General features: G+C 33.0%; 18 protein-coding genes. 11 read left to right on the plus strand and 7 right to left on the minus strand.

All coding sequences use genetic code 11. The features are described 5' to 3' along the window. Positions 1-13: 13 nt before the first annotated feature. The 3 genes from AC3ITQ_RS09965 to AC3ITQ_RS09975 form a co-directional block, all read right to left on the minus strand. Positions 14-553 carry a DUF4136 domain-containing protein gene (locus tag AC3ITQ_RS09965; RefSeq protein WP_375031231.1) on the minus strand — a complete coding sequence of 180 codons (540 nt, stop codon included), beginning with the start codon at positions 551-553 and terminating at the stop codon, positions 14-16. Between the two features lie 44 nt (positions 554-597). Further along, positions 598-2,574, minus strand: coding sequence for a urocanate hydratase (gene hutU / locus AC3ITQ_RS09970; RefSeq protein ID WP_489238497.1), 1,977 nt, complete (start codon positions 2,572-2,574; stop codon positions 598-600). A gap of 482 nt (positions 2,575-3,056) precedes the next feature. After that, a complete protein-coding gene (locus AC3ITQ_RS09975) occupies positions 3,057-3,242 on the minus strand; it encodes a C1orf53 family protein (protein WP_489238499.1) in 186 nt (61 codons plus the stop codon). 114 nt (positions 3,243-3,356) lie between these two features. Here AC3ITQ_RS09975 and AC3ITQ_RS09980 point away from each other — a divergent pair, with 114 nt between their 5' ends. From AC3ITQ_RS09980 to hemL, 5 genes are read left to right on the plus strand one after another with little or no spacing between them, the layout of a single operon-like run. Next, a complete protein-coding gene (locus tag AC3ITQ_RS09980) occupies positions 3,357-3,692 on the plus strand; it encodes a hypothetical protein (protein WP_489238501.1) in 336 nt (111 codons plus the stop codon). An 8-nt stretch (positions 3,693-3,700) separates the two neighbouring features. Then, positions 3,701-4,597 carry a 1-aminocyclopropane-1-carboxylate deaminase/D-cysteine desulfhydrase gene (locus AC3ITQ_RS09985; protein WP_489238502.1) on the plus strand — a complete coding sequence of 299 codons (897 nt, stop codon included), beginning with the start codon at positions 3,701-3,703 and terminating at the stop codon, positions 4,595-4,597. Continuing rightward, on the plus strand, positions 4,590-5,492 hold the full coding sequence (locus AC3ITQ_RS09990; RefSeq protein WP_489238504.1) for a glucosaminidase domain-containing protein: 903 nt from the start codon (positions 4,590-4,592) through the stop codon (positions 5,490-5,492). Before AC3ITQ_RS09985 ends, AC3ITQ_RS09990 begins: the two co-directional genes overlap by 8 nt. A 20-nt stretch (positions 5,493-5,512) precedes the next feature. Continuing rightward, the gene (locus AC3ITQ_RS09995; protein ID WP_489238505.1) at positions 5,513-5,764 is read left to right on the plus strand and encodes a hypothetical protein; all 252 of its coding nucleotides are present in this window, start codon (positions 5,513-5,515) and stop codon (positions 5,762-5,764) included. Positions 5,765-5,803: 39 nt separating this feature from the next. Further along, positions 5,804-7,090 (plus strand): glutamate-1-semialdehyde 2,1-aminomutase, encoded by a 1,287-nt coding sequence (gene hemL / locus AC3ITQ_RS10000; protein WP_489238506.1) that lies wholly within the window; start codon positions 5,804-5,806, stop codon positions 7,088-7,090. Positions 7,091-7,142: 52 nt separating this feature from the next. Here the strand turns inward: hemL and AC3ITQ_RS10005 are convergent, their stop codons facing one another. Further along, the gene (locus tag AC3ITQ_RS10005; protein WP_489238507.1) at positions 7,143-7,592 is read right to left on the minus strand and encodes a DUF4890 domain-containing protein; all 450 of its coding nucleotides are present in this window, start codon (positions 7,590-7,592) and stop codon (positions 7,143-7,145) included. 192 nt (positions 7,593-7,784) lie between these two features. Between AC3ITQ_RS10005 and AC3ITQ_RS10010 the strand changes: the two genes are divergently transcribed. Then, positions 7,785-8,810 carry a 2-hydroxyacid dehydrogenase gene (locus AC3ITQ_RS10010; RefSeq protein ID WP_489238509.1) on the plus strand — a complete coding sequence of 342 codons (1,026 nt, stop codon included), beginning with the start codon at positions 7,785-7,787 and terminating at the stop codon, positions 8,808-8,810. A 75-nt stretch (positions 8,811-8,885) separates the two neighbouring features. Next, positions 8,886-9,488: a hypothetical protein gene (locus tag AC3ITQ_RS10015; RefSeq protein ID WP_489238511.1), complete on the plus strand. Its 603-nt coding sequence runs from the start codon at positions 8,886-8,888 to the stop codon at positions 9,486-9,488. A gap of 52 nt (positions 9,489-9,540) precedes the next feature. Here AC3ITQ_RS10015 and AC3ITQ_RS10020 read toward each other — a convergent pair whose 3' ends face one another. From AC3ITQ_RS10020 to lysS, 3 genes are all read right to left on the minus strand, one after another. Then, positions 9,541-10,047 carry a hypothetical protein gene (locus AC3ITQ_RS10020; RefSeq protein WP_489238513.1) on the minus strand — a complete coding sequence of 169 codons (507 nt, stop codon included), beginning with the start codon at positions 10,045-10,047 and terminating at the stop codon, positions 9,541-9,543. Beyond that, positions 10,044-11,372 carry an AAA family ATPase gene (locus AC3ITQ_RS10025; protein ID WP_489238515.1) on the minus strand — a complete coding sequence of 443 codons (1,329 nt, stop codon included), beginning with the start codon at positions 11,370-11,372 and terminating at the stop codon, positions 10,044-10,046. Before AC3ITQ_RS10025 ends, AC3ITQ_RS10020 begins: the two co-directional genes overlap by 4 nt. An 87-nt stretch (positions 11,373-11,459) precedes the next feature. Beyond that, the gene (gene lysS / locus AC3ITQ_RS10030) at positions 11,460-13,163 is read right to left on the minus strand and encodes a lysine--tRNA ligase (RefSeq protein ID WP_489238517.1); all 1,704 of its coding nucleotides are present in this window, start codon (positions 13,161-13,163) and stop codon (positions 11,460-11,462) included. Between the two features lie 323 nt (positions 13,164-13,486). On the opposite strand from lysS, the gene AC3ITQ_RS10035 reads away from it, so the two are divergent. From AC3ITQ_RS10035 to AC3ITQ_RS10050, 4 genes are all read left to right on the plus strand, one after another. Continuing rightward, entirely contained in the window at positions 13,487-14,212 is a 726-nt protein-coding gene (locus AC3ITQ_RS10035) for a hypothetical protein (protein WP_489238518.1), read from the plus strand. 119 nt (positions 14,213-14,331) lie between these two features. Further along, positions 14,332-15,087 (plus strand): hypothetical protein, encoded by a 756-nt coding sequence (locus tag AC3ITQ_RS10040; RefSeq protein ID WP_489238520.1) that lies wholly within the window; start codon positions 14,332-14,334, stop codon positions 15,085-15,087. A 5-nt stretch (positions 15,088-15,092) separates the two neighbouring features. After that, the gene (lipB, locus tag AC3ITQ_RS10045; protein ID WP_489238522.1) at positions 15,093-15,791 is read left to right on the plus strand and encodes a lipoyl(octanoyl) transferase LipB; all 699 of its coding nucleotides are present in this window, start codon (positions 15,093-15,095) and stop codon (positions 15,789-15,791) included. A 26-nt stretch (positions 15,792-15,817) separates the two neighbouring features. Then, positions 15,818-16,636 carry an AraC family transcriptional regulator gene (locus AC3ITQ_RS10050; protein WP_489238524.1) on the plus strand — a complete coding sequence of 273 codons (819 nt, stop codon included), beginning with the start codon at positions 15,818-15,820 and terminating at the stop codon, positions 16,634-16,636. The last annotated feature ends 73 nt before the right edge of the window (positions 16,637-16,709 follow it).

A 16,709-nucleotide genomic window follows, 5' to 3' on the forward strand; every position in this document is an offset into this window, starting at 1 on the left:
GCAAATGTATTAATTATTTTTTAACCGGCGGATATTGTGCTAAAACTTTGTTTACGATCTCAGCCACTTTTGCATCTTTTTTATCAACGTTTTTAGTTAAAGTTGCAACACCTTCGCCCTGCCAGATCATTTCTTTCTTTTTAGCATCAATCAGGTCGATGAATAAAGTTCCTTCTGTAGAAGTTGAAACGGTAGTTTGACCTCCATACATCATATAAGGATTCCATCCCCAACCCCAACCATAGCCCCAACCAGCGCTAAATTGGTTTACGCTTACTTGTTCTCTCGATTTAGTAAAAATGTTTACTAATAAATCAGGGTTTTCGCTTTTAGTAAAACCTTTGGCTTGCATTTCGGTATCTATGGCATGTAGAATTCTTCTTTTATCCAAATCAGAAATTTCGACTTTATCAATTCCGGGCTTAAAGAAAGCATACGTTTTATAAGGCGCAAAATCTACGTTTTTATCATAATCAGAATAAACACTTACACTGCTGCAAGAGGCTAGTAGTATTAAAAGCAGAAAAACGGGTACTAATTTGAATGTTTTCATATTTATAAAAATTTATTGTTCTCAATTCTGATAAATAACTTTAATTAAAATAGCGTTTCGTCAACGATATTAGGCAAAGTCACTTTTAGTAAAGGCTGAACTTCCATTGCTCTTTTTATGGCAAAAATGGCTTCGTCATTTCGGGCCCAGCTTCTTCTTGAAATTCCGTTGTTAACATCCCAGAAAAGCATTGATGCTAAACGTTTTGAAGCTTCTTTAGAACCATCAAGAACCATACCAAATCCGCCGTTTATAACCTCTCCCCAGCCAACTCCTCCGCCATTATGAATCGAGACCCAAGTCGCGCCTCTAAAGCTGTCACCAATTACATTTTGAATTGCCATATCAGCTGTAAAACGAGATCCGTCATAAATATTTGAAGTTTCTCTGTATGGAGAATCGGTTCCGGAAACGTCATGATGATCGCGTCCTAAAACGACAGTTCCAATTTCGCCTTTTGCAATCGCCTGATTAAAAGCTTCGGCAATTTTAATTCTTCCTTCAGCGTCAGCATATAAGATTCTGGCTTGAGAACCAACCACCAATTTATTTTCCTGAGCGCCTTTAATCCATTTGATGTTATCCTGCATTTGTTGCTGAATTTCATCTGGACTAGTTTTCGCTAATTCTTCTAAAACCTGACTTGCGATAGTGTCTGTTTTTTGTAAATCTTCCGGTTTTCCTGAAGTACAAACCCATCTAAAAGGTCCAAAGCCATAATCAAAACACATTGGTCCCATAATATCCTGAACGTAGCTCGGATATTTAAAATCGATATTGTTTTCGGCCATTACATCAGCACCTGCACGTGAAGCTTCTAATAAAAAGGCATTTCCGTAATCGAAGAAATAAGTTCCTTTAGCCGTATGTTTATTGATCGCTTTTGCTTGTCTGCGTAACGATTCCTGTACTTTTTCTTTGAATAACTCAGGATTATTGGCCATCATTTCATTGGCATCTTCAAATGAAATTCCAACCGGATAATAACCTCCAGCCCACGGATTATGAAGAGAAGTTTGGTCAGAACCTAAATCAATTTTGATATTTTCTCTGTCGAAACATTCCCAAACATCAACCACATTTCCTAAGTAAGCAATCGAAACTACTTCTTTATTGGCTTTCGCCGATTTTACTCGCTGAACCAATTCTTCAGTAGAAGTTACGATTTCATTAATCCAGCCTTGTTCGTGACGGATTTTAGTGATTTTCGGATTTACTTCGGCGCAGACCGTAATGCAACCTGCAATATTTCCTGCTTTTGGCTGAGCACCAGACATTCCACCCAATCCGGAAGTCACAAATAAATTCCCTTCAGGATTTAATTTTATTTTTCTGAAACCATTCAAAACTGTAATCGTAGTTCCGTGTACAATTCCTTGCGGACCAATGTACATATAACTTCCCGCGGTCATTTGTCCGTATTGCGAAACGCCTAAAGCATTCATTTTTTCCCAATCATCCGGTTTAGAATAATTTGGGATAACCATTCCGTTTGTAACGACAACTCTCGGTGCTTCAGAATGTGAAGGGAATAATCCCATCGGATGTCCTGAATACATGGTTAAAGTCTGCTCGTCTGTCATTTCAGACAAATATTGCATCGTCAATAGATATTGCGCCCAGTTTTGGAAAACAGCACCATTTCCGCCATATGTGATTAATTCATGCGGATGTTGCGCTACAGCATAATCCAGGTTGTTCTGAATCATGTGCATAATCGCTTTTGCCTGCAATGATTTTCCGGGATATTCGTCAATTGGTCTTGCATACATTCTGTAATCAGGACGCAGACGGTACATATATATACGACCGTATTTTTCTAGTTCTTCTGAAAATTCAGAAATTAACTCGGCGTGATGTTGCGGTTCAAAATAACGCAATGCATTTTTTAAAGCCAGTTTTTTTTCTTCTGCCGAAAGAATTTCTTTTCGTTTTGGCGCATGATTAATCGCTAAGTCATATGCTGCCTTTGGAGGTAATATGGATGGAATTCCTTGTTGTATTTGTTCTTTGAAAGTCATTATTTTTATTTTAGATTTTAGATTGTTGATTTTAGATTTTTGTAAAACGTAAAATTTAACATCTAAAAATTATTGTATGTTTAAATTATGTCGCTCCGCTGGAGCTGAAATTCAGGGCGTTAATTAAGTTCTATAAACATAGTACTCCTTTGGAGTTTTTATCAGCCTTGGAAAGGCGTTATGTTTATAGAAAATATAACATATCCCGTTGTAAAAGCTCCATCGGAGCGAAATGTCAATCGATGAAAATTAGATCTGAAATAATTATCAAATTGACACATTTTCTAATTAAGAAACTAGGGATAACGAATATCCGACCTGTGATAGGATTTGTGGATTTTAATCCTAAATTTTCGTGAGCGAATATCCATATATAATTTTAGATTTTAGACTTAAGATTTTAGATTGGAATTTGGTCCCGAAGCATCGGGATAAAAATTAAAATTTATTATAATTGTCTAATTATCAAATTGACACATTTTCTAATTAGTTTTCTTTCTTAGTTGACCAGTTCCTTTATCAAACCCATACGGACAATGACGGCAACCACTTTTACAGCAGTAACCACGTTTTAAATGGTGTTTTTCAGTAAAGCATTTATAACCTTCCGGCGTATAGTAAAAATCTTCGCCTTCGATTAATTTATTTTCATTACTTTGCTCTTTCATAAATCTGCTTTGGGTACTTGTTTTATTTCTTCAAAAATCAAAAATAATTATTTGATTGTTATTTTAATGAAATCAAACAATTTTATAGCTACAAATTTATAAATTTTACAGCCAATGTTTCTGATTGTTGCTAAATATTTAATTCCGAAAGGATATCGCGGGATGGCTGTATTTCCGTTTGTTGTAATTAAATATCGTTTTGATAAAACAAATAAGACTTTTGTCAACCATGAAAAAATACATTTAAGACAGCAATTAGAAATGCTGATTCTGCCTTTTTTTATCTGGTATTTTTTGGAATATTTTATTCGGTTAATTCAATATAGGAACAAAGATTTAGCATACAGAAATATCAGTTTTGAAAGAGAAGCTTATTCAAATGAAAGGGATGGCAATTATCTCTCAAATAGATCTTTTTTTCAATTTCTAAAATACATCACATTAAAATAAAACCGATTTTGAACCAACAAATTCATATCAATTTTCCGAATGAAATCACTTTGACAATCAAACGTGAAGACCTGATTCATCCGTTTGTTTCCGGGAATAAATTCAGAAAACTCAAATACAATTTACTTCAGGCGAAAGCCGAAAATAAAGAAACGATATTGACTTTTGGAGGTGCTTTTTCCAATCATATTGCGGCTGTTGCGTATGCAGGAAAAGAACAGGGTTTTAAAACTATCGGAATTATTAGAGGTGATGAACTTTTTGATAAAATCGATGAAAATCCAACCTTGAAATTTGCTCAGGAAAACGGAATGAAATTTGAATTTGTTTCGAGAGAAGAGTATCGAAATAAAAGCGAAATTTCTTTTCTGGAAAAACTAAAAGAGCAATTTGGAGACTTTTACTCAGTTCCCGAAGGCGGAACAAATGAACTCGCTGTAAAAGGTTGTGAGGAGATTTTGACCAGGGAAGATGCTATTTTTAATTATGTGTGTTGCGCGGTTGGAACGGGTGGCACGATTTCTGGTTTGATTAATAGTGCATTGCCAAATCAGAAAATTTTAGGGTTTCCGGCGTTAAAAGGTGACTTTTTAAACGATGAAATTCGTATTTTTGCAAAAAAAGATAACTGGAATTTAATTTCTGACTATCATTTTGGAGGTTACGGCAAGATAAATTTAGAATTAGTCGAATTTATTAATGCGTTTTTTGACGAGAACAAAGTGCCCTTAGATCCAATTTATACAGGAAAGATGGTTTTTGGCGTTATAGATTTAATCAGCAAAAACTATTTTCCTGCTAATTCAAAAATTTTACTCATTCACACCGGCGGATTACAGGGAATTGATGGAATGAATATCAAATTGAAGCAGAAAAAATTACCAATACTCAAAAACAATGATTAAAAAGATCCTATTGTTCTTTATAGTTGCAGTTCTGGCAAGCTGTTCATCCAGCAAACCGGCTATTGCAACAACCAAAAAGCAAGCAGCAGTTCAGAGGCCCCGAACGGTGGCAGCTAAAAAGCAAACATCTGTTAAGCCAATCGGTAAAAATTACCCTTCTACAAATAATACGACGGAAGTTATTCAGTCGACTTCAAAAACTACCGTTACCAGCACTTCAATCAACGATTATGTTTTGCAGTACAAAGATATTGCAATGGGCAATATGCAGAAATATGGTATTCCGGCAAGTATTATTCTGGCTCAGGGAATTTTGGAATCTGGAGCAGGAAAAGGAGATTTGGCAGTTTCAGCCAATAATCATTTCGGAATAAAATGTCATAAAGACTGGTTGGGTGAAAGTGTTCGCCATGATGATGATTCGGCTCAGGAATGTTTCAGGAAATATCCAGAAGCTTCAGAATCGTATCGTGATCATGCCTTATTTTTAGTTGGCAAAAATAGATATGCCTCTTTATTTACTTACGAAAAAGACGATTATAAAGCCTGGGCAAAAGGCTTAAGAGCCTGTGGTTACGCCACAGATCCTAACTATCCGGATAAATTAATCAGTTATATTGAGCGTTATAATCTGCATCAATATGATTGTGAGATTACGGGAAAAAAGTATGTTGCAATTAATAAATCGGCTCCAACAAGAAAACCATCGTATGATGTGGCTTCGGATCCAAAGATAAATATGAACTCAAATGATCCTAATTTATATGAAGTTCAAAAAGGAGATACGCTATATTCGATTTCAAAAAAATTCAACATTTTGGTTGATGACATAAAACAGAAAAATAATCTTTCAGATAATGCGCTTTCGATCGGACAGAAATTGAAAGTAAAATAATTATCAATTGTTAATTATTAATGAAAAAGATAATCTCGATTGGAATTTTTATTTTTGCCATTGTTTTCACAATTAGACTTTTTTGCGGAATTTACATACATGATGAATTTGCAGAAAAGCATTTTTTTATAAAACATCGGCCAACTTGGAAATGGATATTTTATTCTCCTTTGGGAATGTCAGATATAAAAATTGAAGAACTTTCAAAAGAAAAACAAACAGAACAAAAATACTTTAATGAGTTTGTCAGAGATCAAGGTTTAAGCAGATAGTTAAATCTAAAATCAGAACTCAAAAATCTAAAATAAATAATGATCTATAAAAGAAGTAGTCAGCTTTTTGCTGAAGCAGAAAAAGTAATTCCGGGAGGAGTAAATTCGCCAGTTCGTGCTTTTAAAGCAGTAGGAGGAACTCCAATTTTTGTAAAAAGTGCCAAAGGTGCTTATTTGCATGACGAAGACGGAAATAAATTAATTGATTATATCAATTCTTGGGGGCCAATGGTTTTAGGTCACGCTTATCAGCCGGTTGTTGATGCTGTGATTGAAAAAGCAAAATTGGGTACTTCATTTGGAATGCCAACAGAATTGGAAACTGAAATCGCTGCTTTGGCTGTTTCTATGGTTCCAAATATCGATAAAATCAGATTTGTAAATTCAGGCACAGAAGCTTGTATGAGCGCGATTCGTTTGGCTCGTGGCTTTACAAAAAGAGATAAAATTATCAAATTTGCCGGTTGTTATCATGGACATTCTGATTCCTTTTTGATTCAGGCAGGAAGTGGAGCTGTAACTTTTGGTTCACCAAATAGTCCAGGTGTTACAGAAGGAACTGCAAAAGATACTTTATTGGCAAAATACAATGATTTAGAGAATGTAAAAACTTTAATCGAAGCTAATAAAAACGAAATTGCCGCTATTATTATTGAACCGGTTGCCGGAAATATGGGCTGTATTCCACCTCAAGAAGGCTTCTTGCAAGGTTTAAGAGATTTATGTACTGTAAACGGAATCTTATTGATTTTTGATGAGGTAATGACGGGTTTCCGATTAGCTCGCGGAGGCGTTCAGGAATTGTATAATATCAATGCTGATATTGTAACTTTCGGAAAAGTAATTGGTGGAGGTTTGCCGGTTGGAGCATTTGCAGCCCGTGCTGAAATCATGAATTATTTAGCACCGCTTGGTCCAGTTTATCAGGCAGGAACTTTGTCTGGAAATCCGTTAGCAATGGCTGCAGGATTAGCGATGTTGCAATCGTTGGATAATGATCGTGCTATTTTTACCCGATTAGAAGAAAAAACGGCTTATTTAGAAGCAGGAATCGATAAAGTTTTAAAAGCAAATAATGTTGTTTTTACCATCAATAGAGTAGGGTCTATGATTTCTGTTCACTTTGATGAAAATCCGGTTGTTGATTTTCAAACAGCAGCAAAAGGAGACAATGAAACGTTTAAGAAATTCTTTCACGGATTGTTGAACGAAGGTGTTTATATCGCGCCATCTGCATATGAAACCTGGTTTATTACAGATGCATTAACTTACGAAGATTTGGATTTTACAATTAATGCAATTGATAAAGTTTCAAAAACATTTTAATAAATAAAAAAGAGGCTGTAAAGCCTCTTTTTTATTGTTTTGGGACAAAAAGTTAGATTTTTTCTTTTTTGTATTCTTTCATTTTTTCTCTAGCCTTCTCTTTGTTTTCTGCCTGAATAGTTTTCCATTTAGTGTATTGGTCTACATTCAAAATAGCTTTCATCTTAGCGTCGTTAGCGTCTTTTTCAGCCATCATTTCTTTTTTAAAGGCTTCTCTTTCTGCAGCTGTAGGTTTTACATTACTATCTTTTTTCGCTTGACGGGCTTCTCTGAATTTTTCAGCTTTTGCACTTCTTTCGGCTAATAATTGTTTTACCTGCGCTTGTTGATTGGCATCTAAGGTTAATTCTGAAGTTAGTTTTTTTAACTGCTTCTCGTTACGCTGTTCAGGAGTCATTCTTTCTTTATGCTCTTTATGATCCTGAGTTGGATTACTATCCGTGTCTTGTGCAAAACTTGCTACTCCAACGAATAACAAAGCTGCGATAAATAATTTTTTCATGATGTAAGTTTTTTAATTGTTATATCCTTTAGACTTTATCAAATTCATTAGGTTTAATTTGACTGTCATATTTGTATTTTATTTAACAAATTGAAACCTAATTCATTAAAACGTTTCTATTCAGATAAAAATTATAGAATTAATTGCGTATTTTTAAGGTATCAACGAGTTAAGAACCTAGAAGAAATTATTATGAATTTAGAATCATCATCAAACAATAATAAAATTGCTTTTTTTTCGACGCAGCCTTACGACAAAACATTCTTTAATAAATACAATGAAGATTTTGGATTTGATCTGGATTTCTTTGAAACGCAATTGAATCCTCAAACGGTAATTTTAATTGAGAATGCATCAATCGTTTGTGTTTTCGTAAACGATATTGTCAATGAATCTGTGATTAAACAATTGGCAGAAAAGAATGTAAAAATTATTGCTTTGCGTTGTGCTGGTTTTAATAACGTTGATTTAGAAGCAGCCAAAAAATACAATTTAAAAGTGTGTCGCGTTCCTGCTTATTCTCCACAAGCTGTTGCAGAGCATGCCATGGCAATGATTTTGACTCTAAATAGAAAAACGCATAAAGCTTATAACAGAGTTCGGGAACAAAATTTCTCTCTAAACGGATTATTAGGTTTTGATTTATTCGGAAAAACAATCGGGATTATTGGAACTGGAAATATCGGAAAAGCTTTTGCTAAAATTGCTTTAGGATTTGGCTGTAAAGTTTTGGCTTATGATATAGTAACAAATTCTGAAATGGAAAAAGACGGAGTGGAGTTTGTTTCCTTAGAAACTATTTTTAAATCCAGTGATATTATTTCCTTGCATTGTCCATTAAATGAGCAAACGAAACATATAATCAATAGCAAATCTATTGATGAAATGAAAGACAGCGTCATGATCATCAATACCAGTCGCGGTGGGTTAATTGAAACAGCCTGTGTTATTGAAGGTTTAAAAGAAGGTAAAATAGGTTATTTAGGAATCGATGTTTACGAACAGGAAGAAAAACTATTCTTCAGAGATTTATCCGCAGATATTATTCAGGACGATGCAATTCAAAGATTAATGAGTTTTCCAAATGTTTTAGTTACAGCACATCAGGCCTTTTTTACGAACGAAGCTTTAACGCAAATTGCTTTGGTAACTTTTAATAATATAAAGTCTTTGTTGACTGAGAATACTATTGAAAATAAAGCAGCATTGCTAGTTTAATATAAATCAGATTATCAAACCCGACACGTTCTAAAACCGGTCGGGTTTTGAAACTTAATCTTAAAAATAGAAATTATGAAAAAGAAAATTTTAGTCGCATTTATAGTTCTGGGGATGGTTTCTTGTCAAAACAAAGAAAAGCCAGCATCAAAAAATATTATTAAAACAATTGCTCAGGATACATTATCAAAAACATTGGGAGGTACAGCCAATTTGAGTGACGTTCCCGCTAAAGATGATAAAACGGTTCAACTAATAAAAAAGCAACTTGCGATTTTATTAAAGAAAGATTTACCCGCGATGACAAAAGACGATCGATACTTTTATTATGAAGCTTTCGATTTAAATAACGATAAGAAAAACGAATATTTTGTAGGCTTCTCTAATCCGTATTTCTGCGGAAGTGGAGGCTGTTCAGGATATATTTTAAACAACGATGGAAGTGTAATCAACAGATTTACCGTAACTGATTTTCCAATCTTTATAGGAACAACTTCCTCAGAAAATTTTAAAGATTTAATATTTAAAAGCGGTAATACATTGCATTCTCTAAAAATGAAAAACGGAAAATATCCTTCAAATCCATCCGTTCAGGAAAAATGGAAAGGAGATATTCCGAAAGATTCGCCTGTAGTTTTGGATATTTATTCTAAGAAATTGGAGAAGTATTCGTTTTAATCGTAGCATAAGAAACCCGACAGGTTTTTAAAATCTGTCGGGTTTAGAATTATTAATCGAATTTAATAAGATTACCTTCTGAAAATTCTGAATTATATTGTTTGAATAAAACTTTTCGTGCTTGGTCTCCAGCTTTAATAACTCTTGATTTTGATTGAAAACATATTTGAGAAAAAATGGAAATGGAATCTAAATCTATTTTTGATTTATAAAATTCAATAGTTGTAATTAATTGTTTAATTGCATCCTTTCTTTCCTTATTTCTACTTCTTGGTTTTACATCTTTTGATTCGATGAAATAAAGTTTGCTATTTTCGAATATTACCCAATCACATTTTTTTGAAACTTCATTTTTCATGATTGAATATTCGTTTTCTAGAAATAAAATCTCTTTTAAACTTTCATTTTCCAAACACAGATTCCAATATTCTTCTTCAGTTTTAAACTGAACTATAGAATCTTTAATTTCTTCTAGATAGTAAACAGAATCTTTTAATGTTTTGTAACAAACATCTTTTTGTAAATCAGGAAAATGAGCTAATAATTCTTCAAAACTCATAAATCTAAAAGTTTATCAAATTCATCAGCAAAAGTATCAGAAACAGAGTCGATCATATTTTCTGCAATTTGCCCTAATTTATCATTCATAATTTTTTTTGCTTTACCATTTTTCAATTCATAAGCAATAAAGTTTTTCGGGTTTAACCAAGATTCTTTTTTGATAATTTTATTTACTTCTTTCGGATTTTTTTGTCCTTTGTCATAAGCTAATAATAAATTATTTAAAGAAGCTAAAACAAAAGGGCTATGCGTAGTAAGAATTAAATTTTTTCTATCAAATAAACAATTTTTAACTAAATATTTAATTAGCTCATGCTGTGCTTTTGGATATAAATTTAGTTCTGGTTCTTCAACTACAAAATTGAAATTGTATTCCTCTTTTAAAGTTTTTGAATATTCGACTAAAAGTAAAATTGGAATCACAGATTGTAAACCTGATGCAGATTCTAATAGATTTACTTTTTCATTTTCATTATGATAGATGAATGAGTTTTGTCCCTCTCTTTTATATTTTACCCTTTTATCAATTATACTTATCGGTAACTCTGTAATTGTTTGAATTGCTTTTTCGTATTCTTGTCCAATAGATAATAAATGTTTTGGTATTTTTACGTTGTTATTGATTAATCCTAAAACGTTTTCAGCGATTAGATGAAGAAAGTTTCTTTCTGATGGAATGTAAATAGAGTCGAATAGAAAAATATGAGGAAAAGAATTTACTATTTGATTTAATAGATAAAAGTAATTATCAAGTGATTTTTCTTTTTCTAAAATTCGCATCAAAAAATCAATATCTTCTTCATCAATATCTATTTTTTTTAATCTTTTATTTATAAATTGACTCTCAAATTTAATTATTTGAATATCAGAATTAAATAACTTATAAAATTCATCCTTGTTTATTAAATCATGGATATTTATATATGATTTGATTAAAAATTTTAATGTCTCAATTGTTTCGCTGATTTTATCTTGTGATAATTTCGTTTTGCTTGAAATAGAAATTAGATTTTGAATAGAGTTCTTAAGGTAGGAATTATCTTTGTACTCAAAATTGAAATTACTAATTTCCTTATTTAGTACAATATAATTAATATAAGTATTTGGATTTAGGAAACTTATAATATTATATTTTTCTAATTCTGTTTTGAATTCTATACTGTGATTGCTTCTAAATTCCTCATCCTCTAATATAGAAAGTAATTTAGCCAAAGTACTCTTCCCAGAAGCCTGCGCACCAATAAAAGTAACCATTTCTCTAACTTCGATATCAATATCTTTTAGAGGTCCGAAATTTTTAACAATAAGTTTTGCTCTTTCCATGTTTTCAAAATTAAGGAAAATTTTTATATATGAAAAAGGAGCTTCAATAAAAGCTCCTTTTTAAATTTAATAGTATTTCAAAGGAATCTACTCCACCAACTCCACAAATTTAAACTCACCTTCCACAGCAACCTTAGTCAAACCGTGTTTAGATAAGTTTTTCATAGACGCATCCCATTTTTTACCGCTTAAATTAGCAGTAATTTTTAATTGCTGAAGATCCATTTTATTTTCATTTCCTTTTAATAGATCTACGATAAATTTTTCTTCATCAGATAATTCAACCTGGGCTTGTTTTTTCTCCGGACGCATTTGCGGGAACAATAAAACTTCCTGAATAGAAGCGTTATTAGTCAAATACATAATCAAACGGTCCATTCCAATTCCCATTCCAGACGTTGGAGGCATACCGTATTCAAGCGCTCTTAAGAAATCTTCATCGATAATTCCGTTTGCTTCATCATCACCTTTTGCAGCCAAACGCATTTGATCTTCAAAACGCTCACGCTGATCAATTGGGTCATTCAATTCAGAATATGCATTTGCAATTTCTTTACCACAAACCATCAATTCAAAACGCTCTGTAAGTTCCGGATTGTCACGGTGTTCTTTACATAAAGGCGACATCTCTTTAGGATAATCTGTAATGAAAGTTGGCTGAATATAATTTCCTTCGCATTTAGCTCCAAAAATTTCATCAATCAATTTTCCTTTACCCATTGTGTTATCAACGTCAATTCCCATTCCTCTTGCAGCTTCGAATAATTCTTCTTCGCTTTTTCCTGAAATGTCAAAACCAGTAAAATGTTTGATAGAATCAGTCATTGTAACACGAGCATACGGCGCTTTAAAGTTGATTTTATGCTCGCCAAAAGTAACTTCGCTAGTTCCGTTTACAGCAATAGCACAATGCTCAAGCAAACCTTCAGCAAATTCCATCATCCAGTTGTAGTCTTTGTAGGCTACATATATTTCCATAGCGGTAAATTCAGGATTATGCGTTCTGTCCATTCCTTCATTTCTAAAGTTTTTAGAGAACTCATAAACACCTTCAAAACCACCAACAATTAATCTTTTTAAGTACAATTCGTTTGCAATACGCATGTAAAGCGGAATATCAAGCGAATTATGGTGCGTAGTAAACGGACGCGCCGCAGCACCACCCGGAATTGGTTGTAAAACCGGAGTTTCAACCTCAAGATAACCTGCATCGTTAAAATAACCACGCATAGCGCTAAACAACTTCGTACGTTTGATGAAAGTGTCTTTAACGTGTTGATTCACAGTTAAATCTACATAACGCATTCTGTAACGCAATTCAGGATCATTAAAAGCATCGTGAACATTTCCGTCTTCATCTGTTTTTGGCAAAGGAAGCGGACGTAATGTTTTACTCAAAAAAGTAAATCCGTCAACACGAATACATTGTGCACCCACTTTCGTAGTAAACAATTCTCCTTCAATACCAATAAAATCTCCTAAATCGGTTAATTTTTTAAATACTGTATTGTATAATGTTTTATCATCACCAACGCACAAAACATCGCGATTCACGTACAATTGCAAACGTCCTTCGCTATCCTGCAATTCAGCAAAACAAGCTTTTCCCTGATCACGAACACTCATCAAACGTCCCGCAACGATTACCTTCTTACCTTCTTCAAACGATTCCTTCACTTGCTTTGAAGTATGATTTACTGGAAAAAGATTAGCAGGATAAGGATTGATTCCTAAGTTGCGTAAGTTTTGAAGTTTTTCTCTTCTAATGATTTCTTGTTCTGATAATGCCATTTTGTGCTCTTTTTTTAAGTGTGCAAAGATAAAGAAAAGAATGTAGATTTCAGAATGAAGGTTTTAGATTTTTTGAAGCAGCAAATTATCGTATTTCAATCACCTTCAGTCCCGCTATCCACTTGTATCTTTTTTGCAGAAAAAGCAAAAAAGGATACCGCTGCTATCGGGGCTAGATTAGAAGTTTTGGTTTTCAAAAGAAGTTTTTAGTTGGAGTGTTTACGCAATCATAACAAGACTGTGCGCGAAAAAAACATTTCTGTAAGAAATTAAAGAAAAACCTCAGTATCTTAGCAACTCAGAACCTCAGAACCTTCCAAAAAATGAATTATATAAAAGCCTTTCTGCTCTTACTCTTAATCTCAAGCTGTCAAATTACCGAAACCATAAAAATCAATCCGGACGGAAGCGGAAGTATTGAGGTCTTTCAATTGCGAGACGAAAATAGCTATATGCAATTAGGACATTCTCTTTCAGGCTCGGAAAAATTTACAGATACACTATTTGTTTTTCAGGATTACATCACAAAGTATGCTTCAACGTTTGTGAAATTTAATAAAGTGGATCAGGCACTTTTTCAGGAACATGCTAATGTCAAAATGCATGTAAAGCTGGATCCTATTCAAATGGAAAATTTTAATGTAATTTCTTCCGACTTTAAAAAAATAGAAGAACTGCCAAATGTGTATGAAAGCCTTAGTTTGGCAAATTCTTTAAAAGAGAATTATCCGGTTTCAAAAGAATTTTTTAAAATAAAATATACTTTCGACGGATCTGTTTTTAAAAGAAACTTAGTTATTGTTGATCAGCAAGAGTTTGAAAAGAACAAAAAGATGCTCGAAGAAAGAAAAAAAACGTACGCTAAATATAAACTAGTACAATCCTACACCTTAAAATATCATTTTCCGGGAAAAATAAAATCAGTTTCCAATGATAAAGCCATTCTTAGTCCTGATAAAAAATCATTTACCTTAGAATTTCAACTTTCAGATTGTTTACAAAATCCTGAAACGACGAATTTAGAAGTTGTTTTGGAACAAAGCAACTAGATAAAAAGATTAAAAAGAGATTTGAGGTCACTGCGATAAAAACTCAGCACCTTAGAATCTCAGCACCTTAGAACCTTTAAAAATAAAATAGACTTCGTATCTTTGATAAAAAATTAACCATGATGAAATTATATAAATTACTTAGTTTTTCTTTTTTAGTTGCAACATTTACAAGCTGCACTTTTACTGAGAATATGTACATTAATGACAACGGAACCGGAAAGTATTCTGTAGATATGGATGGTTCTGCTTTGATGGAAATGGCAGGTGATCAACTAGGAAATCAAATGGGAGCTGATGCTAAAAAAAATATCGACTCTACTTTTACATTCAAGCAATTAATTGCTGATAAACAAGATAGTATTTCAAAATTATCTCCGGAATCTCAGAAAGAAATTAAAAAATTAGAAAATTTTGTTTTCAATATAAAAATGAACGGAGAGGAAAAAAAATTCTTAATGAACATCGCTACCGATTTTAAAAGTGTTAGTGACTTACAAGACATATTGCAATCGATGAGTACACTTCAAAAACTGGAAGGCGGTACTGCTCCTTCAACGCCATTTGCTGGTTTGGGAGACAATAAAAGCAAGCTAAGTTATACTTATGACGGAAAGAAATTTACGCGTAAAGCAATCATTGACAAGCAGAAACTTGCAGAGAAACCTGCTGATTCAACAGCAGATATGTCAAAAATGATGTTTGCTTCGTCTAACTATGTTATTAAATATCATTTTCCTAAACGTGTAAAAAAGGTTTCAAATCCAACTGCATTGTTTAGTGAGGACAGAAAAACAATTACAATTCAATACCCTTTCACGGATTATATGGAGAATCCTGACAAACTAAACTTTGATGTAGAGTTTGAAAAATAATTAAAATGAATAAAAAAATCCAACTTCAAGATTTAGGAAGTAAAGATTATAAATCGACCTGGGAATATCAGGAAGAACTTTTTAAGGATATAGTCGACTTAAAAATCAAAAACAGAAGAGAAGAACTCGAATTAGAGACGCCAAATTATTTGCTGTTTGTAGAGCACCCTCATGTTTATACATTAGGAAAAAGTGGTGATTTAGAAAACCTATTATTAAACGAAAAACAGCTCGAGGCCAAAGGAGCAACTTTCTATAAAATCAATCGTGGAGGTGATATAACGTATCACGGTCCAGGACAAATTGTAGGCTATCCAATTTTGGATTTAGAGAATTTCTTTACCGATATTCATAAATATTTGCGATTTCTCGAAGAATCAATCATTCTAACTTTAGAAGAATACGGTTTAAAATGCGGAAGAAGCGAAGGTGAAACAGGAGTGTGGCTGGATGTTGGAACGCCGTTTGCACGCAAAATTTGTGCGCTTGGCGTACGTGCTTCGCGTTGGGTGACTATGCACGGATTTGCGTTAAATGTAAATGTCGATTTAGGATATTTTGATAACATTATTCCGTGTGGAATTCGCGGAAAAGGCGTTACTTCTTTACAAGTAGAACTTGGCGTTGAAAAAGTCGATGAAGACGAAGTAAAAGCTAAAATCATCAAACACTTAACTCAGTTGTTTGAAGGTGAATTTGTTTAGAATAAAGCTTCTAAAATATAAATAGTATGAAAAATGCTGAAGAAAATAACAATTATAGAATTGCTGTGCCTTCAGCATTTAAAACTGTATTTTCTCATTTTTACTTCGCAGAAAACAAAACCGATTTTCCAGTTACAAAAACATTATTGCCGAGTTTTCAAACCATTTTGGTTTTTAATTTCGGAACAAAATCTACTTTAAAATCACAGCAAAACACTCTTCTGGAGATAGAAAAATGCATTGTTCTAGGTCCTATTAAACAAGCTTTCGAATATACATTACAACCCAATTCAGAGATTTTAGTTGCCAATTTTAAAGAAGATGCTTTTTATCGATTTTTCGGAAATGTACTATTTGATACTTTGCCAATTCATACTGATGCATTAATTCAGGAGAATTGTTTTAGCCTCTTATGGAAAGAACTTCAAAATATTCCTAACAATACAAAACGAGTAGATTACATTTTAGAGTTCTGCAAACCCTATCTCAGAGAACAAAGTGAAATCACCACACTCTTAAACGATTTTAAAGAAGAAAATCTAAATCCGATAAAAGCAATCGCTTCAAAAGTAAATCAGACAGAAAGAAACATTCAGTTGAATCAGAAAAAGGTTTTCGGTTACAGTATTAAAGAAGCCAATCGTTACGAAAGGTTTTTAAAAGCGGTCAGTAAAATCGAAAAAAATATTGAAAATCAGTCCAAAACTGATTGGTTGAATATTGTTGAAGAATGTGGTTATTATGACCAGAGTCAGCTCATTCACGACTTTAAATTTTACATGAATATTTCTCCAACGAAATTCTTGAAATTTCAAAACGATATCTGCGGTTCAAAAGTAGAATAAGGCCTATTTCGTTTTCTTACAATTGTAGCTAAAGCTTGCGTTTTACATTTGTCATGTTCAATCTTAAAAAATA

This window comes from Flavobacterium sp. KH_001, assembly GCF_057840745.1.

Bases quoted from the DNA above. Each gene is read 5' to 3' on its own strand.
- AC3ITQ_RS09975 (WP_489238499.1), bottom strand. From the start codon at position 3,242: ATGAAAGAGCAAAGTAATGAAAATAAATTAATCGAAGGCGAAGATTTT.
- AC3ITQ_RS09990 (WP_489238504.1), top strand. From the start codon at position 4,590: ATGATTAAAAAGATCCTATTGTTCTTTATAGTTGCAGTTCTGGCAAGC.
- AC3ITQ_RS09980 (WP_489238501.1), top strand. From the start codon at position 3,357: ATGTTTCTGATTGTTGCTAAATATTTAATTCCGAAAGGATATCGCGGG.
- AC3ITQ_RS10040 (WP_489238520.1), top strand. From the start codon at position 14,332: ATGATGAAATTATATAAATTACTTAGTTTTTCTTTTTTAGTTGCAACA.
- lipB (WP_489238522.1), top strand. From the start codon at position 15,093: ATGAATAAAAAAATCCAACTTCAAGATTTAGGAAGTAAAGATTATAAA.
- AC3ITQ_RS09995 (WP_489238505.1), top strand. From the start codon at position 5,513: ATGAAAAAGATAATCTCGATTGGAATTTTTATTTTTGCCATTGTTTTC.
- AC3ITQ_RS09965 (WP_375031231.1), bottom strand. From the start codon at position 553: ATGAAAACATTCAAATTAGTACCCGTTTTTCTGCTTTTAATACTACTA.
- AC3ITQ_RS10020 (WP_489238513.1), bottom strand. From the start codon at position 10,047: ATGAGTTTTGAAGAATTATTAGCTCATTTTCCTGATTTACAAAAAGAT.
- AC3ITQ_RS10005 (WP_489238507.1), bottom strand. From the start codon at position 7,592: ATGAAAAAATTATTTATCGCAGCTTTGTTATTCGTTGGAGTAGCAAGT.
- AC3ITQ_RS10015 (WP_489238511.1), top strand. From the start codon at position 8,886: ATGAAAAAGAAAATTTTAGTCGCATTTATAGTTCTGGGGATGGTTTCT.
- AC3ITQ_RS10025 (WP_489238515.1), bottom strand. From the start codon at position 11,372: ATGGAAAGAGCAAAACTTATTGTTAAAAATTTCGGACCTCTAAAAGAT.
- hemL (WP_489238506.1), top strand. From the start codon at position 5,804: ATGATCTATAAAAGAAGTAGTCAGCTTTTTGCTGAAGCAGAAAAAGTA.
- AC3ITQ_RS10035 (WP_489238518.1), top strand. From the start codon at position 13,487: ATGAATTATATAAAAGCCTTTCTGCTCTTACTCTTAATCTCAAGCTGT.
- hutU (WP_489238497.1), bottom strand. From the start codon at position 2,574: ATGACTTTCAAAGAACAAATACAACAAGGAATTCCATCCATATTACCT.
- AC3ITQ_RS10050 (WP_489238524.1), top strand. From the start codon at position 15,818: ATGAAAAATGCTGAAGAAAATAACAATTATAGAATTGCTGTGCCTTCA.
- AC3ITQ_RS10010 (WP_489238509.1), top strand. From the start codon at position 7,785: ATGAATTTAGAATCATCATCAAACAATAATAAAATTGCTTTTTTTTCG.
- lysS (WP_489238517.1), bottom strand. From the start codon at position 13,163: ATGGCATTATCAGAACAAGAAATCATTAGAAGAGAAAAACTTCAAAAC.